This window comes from Methanosarcina sp. MTP4 (genome assembly GCF_000970045.1).
Classification (GTDB): domain Archaea; phylum Halobacteriota; class Methanosarcinia; order Methanosarcinales; family Methanosarcinaceae; genus MTP4.
The window spans coordinates 374,896-391,549 of sequence record NZ_CP009505.1 but is presented as its reverse complement, the minus strand read 5'-3'; the positions used below and the strand labels follow the sequence as shown (position 1 = coordinate 391,549).

At 48.4% G+C, this 16,654-nt stretch carries 12 protein-coding genes; 4 read left to right on the top strand and 8 right to left on the bottom strand.

Annotated features, from left to right (window positions below):
• Positions 1 to 148: 148 nt before the first annotated feature.
• The gene (locus MSMTP_RS01730; RefSeq protein WP_231582876.1) at positions 149 to 2,176 is read right to left on the bottom strand and encodes a M3 family oligoendopeptidase; all 2,028 of its coding nucleotides are present in this window, start codon (positions 2,174 to 2,176) and stop codon (positions 149 to 151) included.
• Positions 2,177 to 2,497: 321 nt separating this feature from the next.
• On the opposite strand from MSMTP_RS01730, the gene MSMTP_RS01725 reads away from it, so the two are divergent.
• From MSMTP_RS01725 to MSMTP_RS01715, 3 genes are all read left to right on the top strand, one after another.
• Entirely contained in the window at positions 2,498 to 3,364 is an 867-nt protein-coding gene (locus tag MSMTP_RS01725; RefSeq protein WP_082090699.1) for an outer membrane lipoprotein carrier protein LolA, read from the top strand.
• Positions 3,365 to 3,435: 71 nt separating this feature from the next.
• Complete coding sequence (locus tag MSMTP_RS01720; protein ID WP_048182466.1) at positions 3,436 to 4,656, top strand: outer membrane lipoprotein-sorting protein; 1,221 nt, start codon at positions 3,436 to 3,438, stop codon at positions 4,654 to 4,656.
• Between the two features lie 136 nt (positions 4,657 to 4,792).
• Entirely contained in the window at positions 4,793 to 5,890 is a 1,098-nt protein-coding gene (locus MSMTP_RS01715; protein ID WP_052718462.1) for an outer membrane lipoprotein-sorting protein, read from the top strand.
• Positions 5,891 to 6,123: 233 nt separating this feature from the next.
• On the opposite strand, the gene thiC is transcribed toward MSMTP_RS01715, so the two are convergent.
• A complete protein-coding gene (gene thiC / locus MSMTP_RS01710) occupies positions 6,124 to 7,410 on the bottom strand; it encodes a phosphomethylpyrimidine synthase ThiC (protein ID WP_048177382.1) in 1,287 nt (428 codons plus the stop codon).
• Between the two features lie 172 nt (positions 7,411 to 7,582).
• Between thiC and MSMTP_RS18850 the strand changes: the two genes are divergently transcribed.
• The gene (locus tag MSMTP_RS18850) at positions 7,583 to 7,741 is read left to right on the top strand and encodes a hypothetical protein (protein WP_156153642.1); all 159 of its coding nucleotides are present in this window, start codon (positions 7,583 to 7,585) and stop codon (positions 7,739 to 7,741) included.
• Between the two features lie 51 nt (positions 7,742 to 7,792).
• On the opposite strand, the gene aglJ is transcribed toward MSMTP_RS18850, so the two are convergent.
• From aglJ to MSMTP_RS01680, 6 genes are all read right to left on the bottom strand, one after another.
• Positions 7,793 to 8,701 carry an S-layer glycoprotein N-glycosyltransferase AglJ gene (aglJ, locus tag MSMTP_RS01705; RefSeq protein WP_048177380.1) on the bottom strand — a complete coding sequence of 303 codons (909 nt, stop codon included), beginning with the start codon at positions 8,699 to 8,701 and terminating at the stop codon, positions 7,793 to 7,795.
• A gap of 128 nt (positions 8,702 to 8,829) precedes the next feature.
• The gene (locus tag MSMTP_RS01700; RefSeq protein WP_048177379.1) at positions 8,830 to 9,381 is read right to left on the bottom strand and encodes a TATA-box-binding protein; all 552 of its coding nucleotides are present in this window, start codon (positions 9,379 to 9,381) and stop codon (positions 8,830 to 8,832) included.
• A gap of 195 nt (positions 9,382 to 9,576) precedes the next feature.
• Entirely contained in the window at positions 9,577 to 10,692 is a 1,116-nt protein-coding gene (gene scpB / locus MSMTP_RS01695; protein WP_048177377.1) for an SMC-Scp complex subunit ScpB, read from the bottom strand.
• 170 nt (positions 10,693 to 10,862) lie between these two features.
• Positions 10,863 to 11,996, bottom strand: a complete 1,134-nt coding sequence (locus MSMTP_RS01690; protein ID WP_052718244.1) for a segregation/condensation protein A — start codon at positions 11,994 to 11,996, stop codon at positions 10,863 to 10,865.
• On the bottom strand, positions 11,989 to 15,516 hold the full coding sequence (gene smc, locus MSMTP_RS01685) for a chromosome segregation protein SMC (protein WP_048177376.1): 3,528 nt from the start codon (positions 15,514 to 15,516) through the stop codon (positions 11,989 to 11,991). Before smc ends, MSMTP_RS01690 begins: the two co-directional genes overlap by 8 nt.
• 135 nt (positions 15,517 to 15,651) lie before the next feature.
• Positions 15,652 to 16,503 (bottom strand): hypothetical protein, encoded by an 852-nt coding sequence (locus tag MSMTP_RS01680; RefSeq protein WP_048177374.1) that lies wholly within the window; start codon positions 16,501 to 16,503, stop codon positions 15,652 to 15,654.
• Positions 16,504 to 16,654: the final 151 nt, after the last annotated feature.

Sequence of the window (16,654 nt, the reverse complement as noted above, 5' to 3'; positions counted from 1 at the left end):
ATAAGCGATAGGAAAAAAAGTTAGAGGGATGAAGAGGGCACTTAAATGCCCTCGAAAGCCCCAAAGTTTTCAATTCATTGAGCCTTCCAATCGATCAAATTCTAACAGTTCAACATTCAATCAATCAGTCAATCAATCAATCAATCAATCATTCTCCCACCGGAACCTCCCAGAACGAACCCGAATAGACATTCAGGCTTTCCACGGCAGACTTCGTTTCAGGGCTATTGGCTTCTCGATCGAGTTCCTCAAGCTGCTGAATCCTCAACTCCACGACGTCCATGGCATCTTCAAAGAGCTGCCTGTTGATTTCGATCCCGAAGTATTTTACCAGTTTTTCTTCGGGAGTCATTGTACTGCCTGCCGAAAGGTAGTCTATGTAGTTTTCATTGAAAGATTCCGGATCTTCCTTGTACTGCTTGAAGAGGGAGAGAGTTATTGCCTTCGAAACTGCGTAATTGAAGGTATAGTAGTTATTTGTCAGGTAGATGTGGTTGATGTAGGTCCACCCTGCAGAATCTTCGGCATAGTATTCGATGGAATCGCTCCTGTACTCTTTAAAGATTTCGGTCCAGAGGGCATTGAGTTCCGCTCCGCTGGCATTACCGTTTTCAGCGCATAAGCTGTGTGCCTTATATTCGAATTCCGTGATCATGGGCTGGAAGCCAAAGTAGTTCTGGTATTCCCCTACATGCTGGGAGAGCACCGCAACAGCGGTATCCCGATCGGAGTTTTCGACCACGTAATCGACAAAGAGTTCTTCATTGAAAGTGGAAGGGACCTCCATTTCGTAGACCGGAGCATTGCAGTAAAGGTAATCAACGGACTGGCCCATCAGATAGAAATGGATCCCGTGCCCCAGTTCATGGGTGAGAGCCTTCTGGTCCGAGATCAGGCCGTTATAGTTCATGAAGATCAGGGCAGGGGACTGCAGGGCACGGAGCTCGTAACAGTAACCTCCGGGCTGTTTCCCATTTTCAGGATCAGGGTAAACGTCTATGAAATTCCCTGTCACCATCATTAAAAAGATTTCATTGAAACAGGGGGCCATTCCTGCATAGGACTTCTGGATGCTATTGAGCGCATCCTCATAAGCATAATCTTTTCCGGGCTGCCCTGTCAACTGCAGGTGGAGGTCGTAAGGTTTCAGGGTTTCAAGCCCGAGCTTTGTTTTCCTGAAATCGTTATAGCCTTCAAATACGTCTTTTCGATCCTTGAAGACCGCATTCATCTCATCAACCTGGGAGCTGGTAAGATAGAGGGCATAGAGGCAGGATTCATAGGAGTCGGAGTAGTTAAGTTCCCGGGCAGAAAGGTCATCAAGCCGGATTTTTTCGGAATAGAGAGCCGCCATTGAATCCGATTCGTCAATCAGGTGGTAAAACCTCTGGTCATAACATGTTTTCCTGTTGCCCCGGTTAGGGTCCGTTGAAAGCAGAGTATAGGAGGACTGGGAGTTGACTGCATATTCTTCCCCGTTCTCGAGGGTTATGTTCCCTGACCTGGTGACATTGTTCGTAATCTTCGAAAATGCCTCGGTCTGGAGTTTCATGCGCTGGTTTCCGATATCCGCAAGGTATGCAGCCTGCGCCTCGTCCCTGGGTCTGTGTTCTGCAAACCTGATATAGCCATCGAGATAGGGGCGGTACTCTTCAAGCCCCGACTCCTCGGAAAAGAGCTGCTCCCATTCCTCAGTTGAAAGCGAGGTCAGCTTTATAGTGGCAAAGGAGGTGGCTTTTCCATGTTCCGTAGCGAGGTCCTGGGCGTCTGCAAGGAGAGAAGCAAAGAACGGATCATTTACGTTTTTGCTGAGCCCGGTATACCCGTAAATATACAGGATTTCAAAGGACCTTGAAAACTCCTTATTGGTTTCAATGTAGTCCAGCAAAGCAAGCCCCGAAAGCTCCTCGAATTCCGGGCGGAAGGTTTCGCTTATCTCCACCGATCTTTGTCTCAATTCCTCAAGCTCTTCCTGCGCATCTTCCCTGCTGCTGAAGAGATAGGATTCGTCCCATTCCGTCGTAATCTCATCGGGATCGATTTCTTCAAATTTGTATCCCTCACCTACGCTTTTAGAAGCTTCCTCGCTGTCCCCAGGGGCACTGCACCCCGAGAAAAAAGCAAACAATAAGAGCATTCCGAGAATTGTGAATCCCGCAACTATTTTCTTTTTCATAAAAATACCGCCTCGATTTGCATGAAAATCTATTAATTACCATTTCCTGCCAGAGTTAGTCAAAACTTTTAAAGAAATAGTTAGAAAGATAGGAAGTAATTTCCGGAACGGGGTAAAAAACTTCCTATTTTGAATAAAACAGGATTTCAAAAGAGGAGTTGAAGTTCTGAAGCGAAAAATTCCCAATCGGTAAGAAGGAATTATCAGGAACATCAAAACAGTTGGAAGATTGGGCCAGAAGAGATATATTAAATAAAATTAAAATGATGGAAAGTTAGAACTTGAAAGAGAATCGAAAATGAAGATTAATGGATGAAAGAGATGACTACAAGAAAGAGACTTACAACACTTATATTACTGCTCCTGCTGGTCCCGGCCCTTTTTGCATCGGGCTGCGAAGATAAGGGACTCGCCGCAGAAAAGGAACTTACTTTAGAAGAGATAGCAGCCCAGATGCAGCAGAAAGAGGACAATATCAATGATTATTCTTATACCCTTAACCTGAATTTGGATTTTGAGGGGGAAACCCTGGAAAATGAATTTGAGGTTCTGGCCAGGAAACCGGACATGTACAGGATTCTTACAAAAAAGCCGGGGAAAGAACCAGAGAAAGTAGAGGTCTCAAACGGGGAGTACATGTGGACCTACTACCCCTGGAAAAATACCGCTATAGAAGTAAAACTGCCTGAAACTTCCGAACCTGAAGAAAAAGAACCTGCAGAGAAAGATTCCGGAGAAAACAGCGAAATCGGGCTCATTGGAGGGCTCTTGAATGAAAACAGGACAACCCTTCTCGGGACAGAAGAAATAGACGGCAGGCCTGCATATCTGCTGGGGAAGAACCCCGAAGAAGAAAGAGACGAAAATGAAGAAGGAGAAGGAGAAGAAGAAGAAGAAGAAGAAGGAGCCCTTCCGGGATATAGAGAAAAGTTCTGGATAGACAAAGAGACAGGAATGCTTCTCCGGTATGAGACTTATGACAGCAGCGGAAACCTGACAGTAAAATACGAAATACGAGACCTGAAAATCAACACGGACATCCCGGATTCAGAATTTGAATTTGAGGTCCCGGAAGGGGTAACGGTAGAAACCAGGGAGTTCGGGAAACGCTATCCCCCTGAAAACCTGACACCCCCTGACGGAGACAGGCAGATTGCCTCAAGCCTCATCATAGGCCTTTGGCCCTGAAGGGAATCGGCAGGATTCAACTTTCAGGAGAGAAGAATTCAGAAGGTCCGGGAAACAGAGTGGTGAAGAAAATGACAAAGAGGAAAGCACTTACAACACTTACATTACTGCCCCTGCTGACACTGGCTCTCCTCGTATCGGGTTGTGAGGAAAAAAACAACGCAGAAGAAAAGGAAGTGGAGATGCCGGATAAACGGAAATTTATCCCTGATTATGAAGAGAAACAAAGCGCAGAAGAAATTGTAACAAAGATGCGGGAAAAACAGGCGAGTATAGAAGACTGTTCCTATACAGCACATATGAAATATTCATTCCTTGAACAAAAAGAGGAAACATATGAGGTCCTGTGGAAAAAACCGGACCTTATGAAAAATACGATTCGGATACCGGAGAAAGGCACAGAGTCAGTAATAGCTTCGGACGGGAAGTTCCAGTGGATATATAACTCCGAATCAAATATCGTCCTGAAGACAGAGCTTTCTGAAGAACCGGATAGGATAGACACTGAGGCCTGCCCCCTCTTCTTTGGGGAAAACCTGAACGGGAACAATAGCAAGGTATTCCTGTGGGGGACAGAGAAAATCGAAGGGGAAGACGCGTATCTGCTTGAGTTTACCCCTAAAGAAGAGCATGAATTATACCTCCTGCGAACAAAAATCTGGATTGACAAAGAGACCTGGCTGCCCACCCGATACGAGCTGTACGATAACAGGGACAGGGGGGCGGTTGAAATTGATATTCTTGACCTGAAAATAAATTCAGGCATCCCGGATTCCGAGTTTGAATTCGAGGTTCCTGAGGGCGCAGAGGTAAAATCCCTGAGTCCTGAAGACTATAAAATCGACCTGGAGAAACTGGCACTTGAAGAAGCCGAGCAGCGGGCAGGGTTTGAAATCCTTGCCCCGGCGTACCTGCCCGAAGGCTACGCATTCAATCACTCAACGGTTTTTAACAGCAGGGACAGGGCATATTTCACGGTAATTAACAGCGACCTTAGCACATTTGCGGCAATGCCCTGCTACAGGAGGGTTACTCTCGAATATATCGGAGAGAACGACCGGATAAGAATCACCGAAACCCTGTATGAAGAAGGCAAATACACATACCGGCTTTTTGAAGAAGAAGGAGAAAACATCACGGTAAACGGCAGGGAAGGAGTGCTCTATCCGGTATTTGGGGGGAATATGAAAGAACTTGAGTGGACAAACGGGGAACTTGAAATTAGCATAATGGCCGCTCTTGATAAAGCTGAAATGCTGAAAATTGCGGAATCCACCTCAGCGAAAGAATAAACGGAAAAAAATGAACGGAAGAAATGAACGAAAAAAATGAACGGAGAAGTATAACCATTAGTCCAGACATGGCACCGTGATGAAAAAATATAACTTTTATTGGAAGATGGAACACACAAACGGAGGAATAAAAAGAATGACAGCAAGAAAAACCCTTGCAGTGCTGCTCCTGCTGGTATCGGCCCTTTTTGTATCGGGCTGTACCGAGGAACTCAGCGCGGAAGAGATCGCAGAACAGATGCAGGAAAAAGAATCCAGTATTCAGGACTATTCGTATACGATGCACATAACTTCACACTTCGGGGAACAGACCCTGGAAAACGAGATCTTGACCCTGCAGAAGAAGCCAAACAAGGTAAAAACCATTGCAATCAAACCTGAAGAAGAAGCAGGAACCATGGTAGTTTCGGACGGGGAGGTCATGTGGACCTATGACCCGAAGACAAATACGGTCATGAAAATGGAAATGCCGGATACTCCGGTTTTAGGGGAGATGGATTACGCCGGAATTATTGGCGAGTTCCTGAACGAAACGGATGTCTCTTTGCTTGGGATGGAGGAAATCGACGGAAGGTCCGCATACCTGCTGGAGACCAGCCCGAAAGGGGATGGAGAAGGAATCCAGCTTGTAGACGGGATGAAACTCTGGGTGGACAAAGAAACCTGGATGCCCCTTCGGTATGAGATGTATGACAGTGACGGGAGCCTGATGATAGAACTCGAGATCCGTGACCTAAAAGTCAACCAGGGGATCCCGGACTCCGAGTTTGTATTCGAGGTGCCGGAAGGGGCAACCGTAAAGACCGTAGACCTGGACTCTTTTGAACTTCCCGAAGAAATGACCCTCGAAGAAGCCAGAGAATCCGCAGGATTTGAAATCCTGGTTCCGGAATACCTGCCCGAAGGATATGCCTTCAACCATTCAACAGTCTCCAACAACAGCTGGATAGCTTTTGAAGGGCATGCCTGCGAGACCGTCTCCCTGACATACGAAAACGAAGAGGGAGATATCATTTCCCTTTCGGAGACCGTATACGAAACTGAGGCCCCGGAAGCTCCAATCATGAATACTGCCGAAGATGTTTCTATCAATGGGGCGGAAGGAAAGTACCTTACCCTGGGGGACATGAAAATCCTGAGCTGGGAGATAGGGGATATTGGTCTGGGCCTTAGCGCCTCCCTTGAAAAAGCCGAGCTGCTGAAAATTGCAGAGTCCGTACGGGAAAATGCCTGAAAGTGAACCAGAAAAAAGCCGGTCGTAACCATGACCGGCAAAAATTATGAGAAATACAAAGGAAACAACAACATTAACGAAACACAAATACAAATACAAACACAAATACAAAAGATTCTATCAAGATAAAATCAAAAGTAAAGCAGGGGAAGGCAAAAGCCCCATCCTGCTTTTTTGCGAGCTGCCCTGCCTGCTTATTGCGAGACGTGCTTTGCAGGGCTTCTCAACAAGGTTTATTTTGCGAGGTTGTAGTTCTGGTTGACGATCTTCAGGGCGCAGTAGTTGCCGCACATTGTGCAGGCATCGGTGTCTTCGGGTGCCCTGTCGTTCCTGATATTCCTTGCGTGTTCGGGGTCGATTGCAAGGGAGTACATCTTTTCCCAGTCGAGGTCTCTTCTGGCACGGCCCATGTCAAGGTCCCACTGTCTTGCTCTTTCAGGGTACTTGACCATGTCTCCGATGTGGGCTGCGATCTTGGAGGTCTTGACTCCGGTGATCACGTCTTCAAGGTTCGGGAGAGCAAGGTGCTCTGCAGGGGTCACGTAGCAGAGGAAGTCACAACCATAGGAGGCTGCAAGGGATGCCCCGATTGCGGTTACGATGTGGTCGTAGCCAGGAGCGATGTCAGTTGCAAGAGGGCCAAGCATGTAGAAGGGCTTGTGATCGCTCATTTCCTTCATGATCTTGACGTTGGTCTCGATCTGGTCGAGGGGGATGTGACCCGGACCTTCGATGATGACCTGCACGCCTGCGTCGTGGGCTCTCTGGCCAAGTTCGGTATTGATGATCAGTTCCTGGATCTGGGCACGGTCGGTTGCGTCGTGGGTTGCTCCTGCGCGCATCCCGTTTCCGGTTGAGAGGACTACTTCGTGTTCCTTGAGGATCTCAACAAGGTAGTCGAAGTTGGCGTAAAGAGGGTTTTCCTTTTCGTTGTGCATCATCCAGGCGCTCATGAAAGCCCCGCCACGGGAGCAGAGACCACCGTATCTGCCGTGGGCTTTGAGCCTGTCAAGAGTGATGTTGTTGACACCTGTGTGGATTGCCATGAAGTTGGTTCCGAGCTTTGCCTGGGCTTCGGTTGCATTGAAGAGCTCGTCTTCAGTCATGTGCACGATTGAACCGTACTTCCTTGCGGCTTCAATGAAACCCTGGTAAAGAGGCACTGAACCGACTGAAAGGGAAATGCTGTCAATGACTTTTTTCCTGATTCCGAGGAAGTCTCCACCGGTACCGAGCTCCATGAGGGTGTCAGCGCCTGCTTTTTCGGCAGCGATTGCCTTCTGAACTTCCATATCTTCGTCAACGATGTCAGAGGACACACCGATAGAAGCGTTGATCTTGGTCCTCAGGCCTTCTCCAAGCCCACAGAGCTTAACGTCCCTGTAGGGGGAGGTGGGGATTACGACTCTTCCGGCTGCGATCCCGCGGCGGATGAATTCAGGGTCAAGACCTTCTTCCTTTGCAACGATCTTCATCTCTTCGGTGATTATTCCATTTTTGGCATCTTCCACAATTGTCATATTTATAACCTCAAGTTAGTTTCATCTGTAATATCAGCTGTAATATCAGCTGTAATATCAGTTGTATAAGCGTAGGTAAGGATCTTTGAACATAGAAAGTGCGTAATTATATATAACAATTGTTAAAAGATAAACTTTAATCAAAGACAAATTAACTTGAGTTTAAAGCCACATGATTCCGAAATTGAAAACCAAGAAGGCGTCAAATCAAGTAAAATTGATTTATTCAAGAGAGAAAGAGGAAGGAGAGAGGTGGGGGAAAAAAGAAGAAAAAGCAGTGAAAACAGATGAAAAAAGGGAAGAAAAAGAAAAAAAGGAAGAAAAATATTAGCACCACCTATAATAATTGGTAAATTCCCAAAAAAGAAGAGAATTTGAATCCTCACTTATTTTGTTCTTTGATTAAACGGAGGGTCTGCCGGTGCAGGGAAACTATCAGGTCGCTAAGCATCCCGAAAATAAACATCTGCAGGCCGAAGATAATAAGCAGGGTCGTGAGGATTGAAAGGGGGATGCGGGTGATTCCCTGGAACCACTGAAAGACCACGAAGGTCCCCGTGAAAAGCCCTGCCAGGATAAAAAAGGAGCCAAGGATTCCGAAATAGAACATGGGGTTATGGACTTTGGCAAGCCTGTAGATCGTGGAGCCTATCCGGAGCCCGTCTTTCAGGGGATTTAGTTTGGTTGCACCTTTCTCGCTTCTCGGGAGATAGGTTATGGGAATTTCCTGAATCCTCTGGTTTTTCAGAACACACTCAACCGAGATTTCGGTCTCGATTTCAAACCCTGTCTTGTTCAGTTCCAGTTCCCTGATGCTTTCCAGGGTAAAGGCTCTGTAGCCTGAAAGGATGTCCTTTAGCTGCGCCCCGTAAGCAAGATCAAAAAGCATGTTTATCAGGTGGTTGCCAACGAGGTTTAGTTTTGTAAAGGCCCCTGACTCATAGTTTACAAGCCGGTTCCCTACCACATGATCAGCCCTGCCTTCAAGAACCGGGGCAAGCAGGGAATGGGCATCACTGGCAAGTTCGGTCCCGTCCCCGTCAATCAAAAGGACATACGGGCTTTTTATAAGCCGAAAGGCCTGGATCATTGCCTGCCCCTTGCCTTTCCCGGTCTGCAGGACCACCTTTGCCCCTTCGGCCTCTGCAATTTCCTTCGTTCTATCCCTGCTATTTCCGTCAATTACCAGAATATTGGAAAAGCCTTCTGCTTTGAAATCCTTAATGAGCTGGCCGATGGTGGCGGCTTCGTTCAGGGTGGGAATCAGGATGCAAACGTCTGCGCTGTTCAAGGTTCACACATATCCTTTGCCGGACCTCTACATATAAATGTGGAATCCGTTTTTATTAAAAAACTCCTTTCCGCAAATGGTAACCGTCGGAAAGGAGGCGGGATTTTTGTAAAGGTAAGGAATTGTTCTTATAAAAGCCCCATGTTGTCGAGCTGTGTGCGGACGACTTCCACACCCTTTTCACAGTCTTCGGGGGATTTGCCGCCGGTTACCACCAGTTTTCCGGAACTGAAGATCAGGACTACCACCTTTGGCACATCGATCCTGTATACAAGTCCGGGGAACTGTTCAGGTTCATATTCAATGTTTTCAAGCCCGAGCCCGATTGCAATGGCGTTAAGGTTAAGGATTGTGTGCAGGTCAGCTGAGGCGACAATGTTCTGCACCGTTATCTGCGGGTTCTCTATAGTCGTGATCCCTATGCCATTGAGCTTCTTTGCCATGTTGCCTATAACGGTGTGTACGTCAGCCACGTTCTTTGCCCCGGTGCAGACCACTTTCCCTGAGGTGAAGACAAGGAATGCGGCCTTGGGGTCAGAAACCCTGTAGACAAGCCCCGGGAATTTCTGCTTGTTATACTCGGCCCCTTCGAACTCGGATTCGATTACGGTTAAGTCGAATTCTTCAGCAAGTTTGGTGGATGCAACCACGTTTTCGATCTTGATGCTAGATTCACTCATTGGACAACCCTCGGTATATAAAGCAAAAGTAATATCCTCTAACCAGTATATAAAGCTATAGTTAAATGACACGCATCCTATATAAATGATATATAAAGAGAGTATATATACTACGGAAAAACTTAAATCGAAGGCGCAAGAGGAACAAAGAAATTTAGAAAAGAAAGGGAGGAGAAGAGCCGATTACAGGATCATTCAGTCCTCAATTTTTTTCAGGCCATCGAGCACAGCATCGTACTTCAAACAGACCCGCCGGAAAAGGTCTCCTTCCACAGTGCGGTGAGTGGGAAGAAGGATTTCCGCCCCTTTTCCGATTTTTGCCCCACTTTTCGAGGTCCCGTAATCAGGGGCTATCAGGACCCCGTCCGCCGAAACCCCCAGATTCAGGTCATTTACGATTTTCGAGACCATGTCCGTGGCAGGCTGAACCTTCTTTTTGATAAGAAGGGTTGAAGACAGGTATTTTCCCCTTGTCTCCCTGAGATTATCAAGAGTCTTTTCCACGGTTTCCGGATTCACTTCATCCTGAAGTTCTTCAGCAATTGTGGAAACTGCCTCGATCAGGTCTTCAAAGGTCGTGGAGTGCATCTCAAGAATCTCTCCATCGCAGTGCTGCCGCACCTCCTCCAGGTAGCCGGCCGAAATGACCAGGACATCCACTTCAAGCAGGCGGGAGAGATCTTCTTTAGAGGGGGAATAGGCGTTTATCACCAGGTAGTCCTTAATCCCGCACATCCCCATCAGGGACTCGTACATGGGAGTTACGGCAACGGTCTTTTTTCCGATCCACCGGTTGATTTCACTCTGCCCGGCGTCCTCTTTCAAAAGCCCGATGATTTTTTCCTTTATAGCCTGAGGGTCGTTTCGCTTGAGCCCGAAATAATCCGCAAAAAGCAGGGTTGTGGAAAGCTGTCGGCTCCTCCCGCAGGGCACGGAATCGACAAAACCCCGCTCTATCAGGTCCCTGATATGCTCGTAAGCCCCACTGCCCCGCATTTCTATAAGGTCAGACTGGAGCAGAGGCTGGTGATAGGCGATCATGGAAAGGGTCCGGAGTTTAGGCGCGGAAAGTTCTTTCGGGGCGACCATCCGTATAAGCTCGGAATACTCAGGTTTGACCTGCATGACATAGCGTTCCCCTAGGTCCACAATCTCCATCCCGGTTTCCCGGGAAGCATAGTCCTCCATTAACTCCCTGAGAACGGAAAGTATGGTTTTTTTGGGTTTGCCGCTTATTTTCGCAAGCTTTTCAAGGCTTACTGCCCTTCCCGCGGCAAAGAGGGCCGCTTCAATGATTTCAAGCTCACTCATAAGGTTTCACTTCCGGAAAAAGGATAAATGTCATAGAAAGATAAGAATTACTCTTCAAGAGGGTTCTTTTAGTTTAAAGAGGAGACTTACTCTTTAAAATATCAGTTTAGTTTTTAAGAAAGATCATTTATTTTTATAGAGGGGGAATTTAGTTTTGAAGATAGGGTAGTTTAGTCTTCAAGAGGATTTGATTCTACCGGACTTACTTCGACGGAGAAAACCTCTACAGGTTCGGAATTCAGGGCATCCTTCCTTAAAGAACTTTCGCCAGAACCTTTACCGTCAGATGCCAGGACAGCAATAACCGGAGAGACAACGGTATCCGAGGAAACAGCAGCATCCGGAGAGACAGCAGTTCCCGGGACTTCATGCCCTGAAACCGCCCCGTTTTGCAGGCTATTTTCATGGAAGGAGGACGGGTTGTGTTCAGTGGAAAAACCGGATTCTGCCCCGGGGTAGATGAAAAGCTCCCCGAAAAGTTCCTTCTGACAGAGCCAGACTTTCTTGCTGGAAGCCAGGAAGAGAAGAGAAATGTAATCCATGACCCGGTCTTCACTCTCCTCCATTAGAACGGAAAAGACCACATAAGGCTGCATCTGAAACAGTTTTGAAAGCCTGTCCCAGATAAGGTCCAGCCGGACACTGATAGCTTCATCGTGAGCGATGTCCAGAACATCCCCGGTACTGAGTTGTGGCCCTTTCGGCGCTTCACGTGCTTCCGAAGCCTGCCGGGCTTTCTTATCATATTTCCTGGAAAGGGCTTTTTCAGCTTTCCTGAGTTCGGAAATCAATTCGTTCAGAGTCACTGGACGGGTGGACAGGCGGCGGACAGGGAGTTTCGGGATAGGGAATTTTTCGGGCTCAGGGAATTCATCGTAATCGAAAAAGTCGGGTTCCTCTTCAGGCACATCTTCCTCAAGAATCCCGGAGGATTTCATGCGGAGCAGGATCGCGGAATAGAGAAGCGTCCTGGAAGAAATCCGGAGGTCCATTTTCTTGAGTTCCTCCACCCTTCCCAGGAAATTATCGGTCAGTTCCACGATGTCAATATCCCAGGGATCGATCTTTCCGCTTTTTGCAAGTTCGACCATGATGCCCAGGGGTTCGTAGGTCTCGAACTCCGAAAGTTCAAGCCCCTCCCAGTCAACCCCCATATTGGAGAGAGTGGAAGGAAGCCCGAACGGCCCGGGGTCAGAAAAAGAAGAGTCGCCATCAACCGGTTCCGAAACTTCAAAGGACACATCCGGAGCCTTCAACTTAAAGATCTCCAGCGCAGTCCCGGCATCTTCCGCAAGCTCATCCATTCAGCCTTACCCCTGTAATGCTCGTAATATTGTTTTCCTGCATGGTGACGCCGATGGTCCGGCTTGCAGCCTGGATCATGGGCTTTCTCAGGGAAACAACGATAAACTGGACTTTCGAACCCGAGGTCCTGACCCTTCTCGAAACCCTTTCCACGTTCCAGCCGTCCAGAAACATATCGATCTCGTCAAAGGCGTAGAAGGGCGCAGGGCGGTACTGCTGGATCGCAAAGATAAAAGCAAGGGCTGTAAGACTCTTTTCTCCCCCGGACATGGCCTCGATCCTCTGCAGGGTTTTTTCCTTGGGCCGGGCTCTCAGAGTCATGCCTCCCGCAAAGGGGTCATTGGGGTCGGTCAGTACAAGTTCACCCATCCCATCGGAAAGCTCGTGGAAAATCTCCTTGAAATTGGCATTAATTCCTTCGTAAGCCTCCAGGAAAGTGTCCCGCTTGAGCGTCTCATACTGATCGATGCGGTCCAGGAGCTGCTCCCGCTCGGTAAAGAGGGTATCGCGCTTTCCCTGCAGGTCAGAGAGCCTGAGTTCCACCTCGTTATATTCGTCAATTGCCCGCATGTTCACAGGCTCAAGCTTGCGCAAAGCCTCCTCGATCGCCTGGATCCGGAGGTAGACAGTCTCATAACTCGGGACTTCATCGCTTTCTTCTATACCCCTGCGCTCAATTTCTTCAAGGAACTGTTTTTCCTGTTCAAAGAGGGCATTCCGGGTAGCCGTAAGCGTCATAACCTGCTGGTTTGCTTTTTCGAGGCTGGTCTTTGCCGCACTGACCCTGCGCTTCACGGCAGTATGCCCCTCCTGGACTTTTTCTCTCTCTTTCTGGAGCTCCAGGAGTTCATCGGAAAGTTCAAGTTCCCGCTTCTTTTTCTCTTCCAGCACTGCCTCGAGTTCTTCGATCTTTATCCGCAGGGACCCTACCTTTTCCCGGAGGGTTGTTTTCCGGGAATCAAGCTCTCCAATCAGTTCCTTGGATTCGGTAATTTTCTGTTCGGCATAGATTTTTTCAAGTTTCAGTGCGTTTAGGCCTGCTTCAGTGTCCCTGATCCTGCCATCAAGCCGCCGGATTTCCTCGTCCGCAAACTCCGCTTTCCTGTTGATCTCCGGAAGCGGGGAATCGGCAATTTTGACTTCAAGTTCGGCAATCTGCCCCCCGAGTATTGAGGCGGTTTCGTCCATTTCAGCCTTTTCGGCAATGACCTCGTCCATTTCGGTTTTAAGTTCGCCCCTTGCCTTTTCGATCGCCTGGAGGTCGGCCTTTTTGGAATGCAGGAGTCCTTCAAGTTTAGCTTCCCTGCCTGCAATTTCTTCGAGCTGGAGTTCTTTCCTGGAAATTTCTTCCTCGCAGTCCCGGACCTTCCGGTTCAGCTCGAAAATGTGGCTCTCAATGTTGTCCTGCTTTCCTATTGCAGCAGTCCGGCTGGCGTCCAGGGCCTGGATCTCGTCCCTGAGCTTGAGAAGCTTGTCCTTTTCCGCCGCCGCAAAAGAAAGTCCCGATTTAGAAGAAAGGAACCCACCTACCATTGCCCCGCTCTTTTCCAGGACCTCCCCTTCCAGAGTGACCATCCTGTACCTGCCCATAAGGCGCCGGGCATTTTCCAGAGTGTCAAGCACGAGGGTGTCCCGGAAAACGTACCAGAAGGCTGACTCAAAAGCCGGGTCGAATTCGATGAGGTCAATGGCATATCCTACAATCCCGGAATCATAATTGAGGTTCTCGAGCCTGCCCGCCGCTTTCATCTTGTTCAGGGGAAGGAAGGTAGCCCTTCCACCCTTTCTCCGCTTCAGGTAATCGATGGCTTCCGCGGCGTCGGCGTCCGTGTCCACCACCAGGGCCTGCATCCGGCTCCCTGCGGCGACTTCCAGGGCTTTCGAGTAGCGACGGTCAACTTTCCCGAGCTGGGCAATGGTCCCGTGCACCCCGTAGAGTTCGTTTTGCCGGGTCGCCCCGAGCACCGTCTCCACGGCTTTTGAATACCCTCCCCCGTGTTCCGCAGCCCGTACCCGTGCTTCGGTGAGGGCAAATTCCTGCTGGAGCCCATGAAGCTTGCTCTCAAGTTTCCTGAGATCTTCCTTAATCCTGAAATGGCTGCTTTCGATATCGTCCCGGTCCTTCAGGAGAGACTCCTTCTTTTCGGAAAGCTTTTCAAGCTCGTACTGGACCGAACGGGTATCGCTGTCCGAACTCGCAACCGCAGCCTCTGCTTCCTGGATCTCGTTTTCGATATCCCGAAGTTCTGCGGACTTTCGCCGGAGGGCATCGAGCAGGCGGTCCTCATGCCGCATGAGCTCGTTCTTTTCGTTTTTCACGCCTTCGAGTTTCCCTTTGGCAGCCGTAAGTTCGTCCCTTGTTTCGGCAAACTTCACGTCTACGTCGGCGATTTTGCTCTGGAGCAGCATGCGCTCGGTCCTGCGTTCCGAAAGCTCGGACTCAAGGCTGTCTTTCCGGATCTGTTCGGCTTCGATTTTCTCGTCCAGGTCCCGGACCTTTCCTTTGGTGGAATCGATCTCCACAAAAGCTTTCCTGCGCCGCGCATCGCCCTCTTCGATATCGTTTTCGGTAAGTTCGATGCTGTCAACACACCTGGATATCTCCCCTTTTGTCCCCTCGATATCCTTTTTGATCTGGAGCTGTTCGGCTTCCCCTTTCTTCCGGATCTCCAGGGAAAGATTTTCCAGGGCTTCATCCAGGGCTTCGAGTTCCTGTTCCCGCTCTTCAAGGATTGCCCGGATCTTTACAAGGTGCTCCTCCTTTCCGACAAGCTCCTTATCCACATTTCCCAGTTCGGTCCTTGCGTCTTTCAGTTTGGAAAGCAGGACATAACCTTCAAATTTTATCTTCTCGGCCTTGAGAGCCTGGTATTTAAGGGCCTGGTCACGCTCCCCTGACAGCTTTTCAAGCTGGGCACGCACCTCTTCCAGAATGATATCCACCCGCTCAATCTGCTGCCTGACGACTTCCAGCTCTCCGAGAGCTTTTTGTTTGCGCTCGTCAAACTCCGCGACCCCCGCAATCTCATCAATGATCTTTCTTCTTTCCACAGCAGTCATGGAGATAATCTGGGTTACGTCTCCCTGCATGACCACGTTGTACCCTTCGGGAGTCACGCCGGCTTTGGCAAGCTGGGAATGGACCTCAGTCAGGCTGACGGATTTCCCGTTAAAATAGAAGTAGCTGTAGTATCCGCTCTTTGTCTGTCGGATCTTCCGGGACACCGTAAACTCCTCCAGGTCCACCGGAAGTTTGCGGTCGCTGTTGTCAAAGCGAATAGTGACCTGAGCAAAGTCGGGCTTTTTCTTCTCATCCCCATTGTAGATGAGGTCCGTGAGTTTTTCGGCCCTGAGCGTCCTGGAACTTGTAAGTCCGAGAGCAAAGAGAATCCCGTCTATGATATTGGACTTCCCACTCCCGTTAGGTCCCGAAATCGTGGTGAAGTCGTTATAAAAGGAAATTTTTACTTTTTTCCCGAAGGACTTGAAGTTAACGAATTCTATTTCTTTTATATACACAGGATGCCTCTGCAATTTCGCGTTTTTTTTGGAGAGAATTTATTGAAAACATTATATAGAATTTGATCAAAGTTCCCACAAAAAAGATTTATCTGGAAATTCCTGTATTTTCGGCTATCTCTGCGCCTTTGGGACTTATCTTTCACAGGTGATAATCTCTGCGTCTTCGTCATCCCTTGCAACAACGGTCTCGTTTCGTTCAATATGAGTGACAGACTTTTCGGCGATGATGTATTCGCAATCATTATTTTCTCTGGACCGCTGCACAGTTCTTGCAACTTTCTGCCGCTTCAGCTCCCCGCTATCGGCAATGATGTACTCGCACTTTATTTCCTCAACTTCCTCTTCATCGAGTTCTTCAGGTTCTACTTCCCGGACCTTTAACCTGACCCTGGCATTGGTCCCTGGCAGAGGAGCGGGAACTTCCCTTACCTCGATTCTTGCACGTGGAGAAGGAATTTCTTTCCGGGGTTCCGGTTTCTGTTTAGGCTTTTTGGAAAGGGGAGGGAGGTCAAGTGGGTCTTCGAGCATGGAAAGGGAGACCGAAGGAGCAACATCAGGAGTGGAATTCTGTAATTCTTCGAGCTTCCGGGAAAGTTTTTCAACATCAGCTTCCAGCCTCCTTACCACTGATTTCTGGTCAAGGAGTTCTTTTACCAGCCCGTCCTGGATGCCTGCAAGTTCTTTCAACTTATTTTCAGCCGCCCCTCTCTCATGGACAGGGGCATGATTCAGCTCCATGCGCAGTTCATTAAGGACTGAAGCTTTAAGGGAAGCAGGACTCGGCATCCCCATAAGCTCGGTCCTGATATCGGAAAGGATAAGATCCTTCAGGGAATCCAGGTCGGAGCTGCATTCCATTTCGGTCCGAAGTTCATTGAGAACCGAAACCTTAATTGATTTCTTGAGAGTCTCAAGCTCTTCATAGCTAATCGACAAACGCCTTTTAAGCGGCTTATTATTCAGATCCCTCTGTCCAGTCCTCATAAAATTCCTCTTGCAATAAATTCGGGTCCCGGGTAATATGCAAAATTTCTGGTTATGGGATTAGATCATAGTAACTATAATTAGATGGTATTGTTTAGACAAATTTAAATAATGTGTACAAAGTACATGTAATCCCACTTTATATATAATG

What these genes read in the sequence shown, in the direction of transcription:
- thiC (WP_048177382.1), bottom strand. Translation starts at nt 7,410, where the DNA reads ATGACAATTGTGGAAGATGCCAAAAATGGAATAATCACCGAAGAGATG.
- MSMTP_RS01725 (WP_082090699.1), top strand. Translation starts at nt 2,498, where the DNA reads ATGACTACAAGAAAGAGACTTACAACACTTATATTACTGCTCCTGCTG.
- MSMTP_RS01680 (WP_048177374.1), bottom strand. Translation starts at nt 16,503, where the DNA reads ATGAGGACTGGACAGAGGGATCTGAATAATAAGCCGCTTAAAAGGCGT.
- MSMTP_RS01730 (WP_231582876.1), bottom strand. Translation starts at nt 2,176, where the DNA reads ATGAAAAAGAAAATAGTTGCGGGATTCACAATTCTCGGAATGCTCTTA.
- scpB (WP_048177377.1), bottom strand. Translation starts at nt 10,692, where the DNA reads ATGAGTGAGCTTGAAATCATTGAAGCGGCCCTCTTTGCCGCGGGAAGG.
- MSMTP_RS18850 (WP_156153642.1), top strand. Translation starts at nt 7,583, where the DNA reads ATGATTCCGAAATTGAAAACCAAGAAGGCGTCAAATCAAGTAAAATTG.
- MSMTP_RS01690 (WP_052718244.1), bottom strand. Translation starts at nt 11,996, where the DNA reads ATGGATGAGCTTGCGGAAGATGCCGGGACTGCGCTGGAGATCTTTAAG.
- MSMTP_RS01720 (WP_048182466.1), top strand. Translation starts at nt 3,436, where the DNA reads ATGACAAAGAGGAAAGCACTTACAACACTTACATTACTGCCCCTGCTG.
- MSMTP_RS01715 (WP_052718462.1), top strand. Translation starts at nt 4,793, where the DNA reads ATGACAGCAAGAAAAACCCTTGCAGTGCTGCTCCTGCTGGTATCGGCC.
- MSMTP_RS01700 (WP_048177379.1), bottom strand. Translation starts at nt 9,381, where the DNA reads ATGAGTGAATCTAGCATCAAGATCGAAAACGTGGTTGCATCCACCAAA.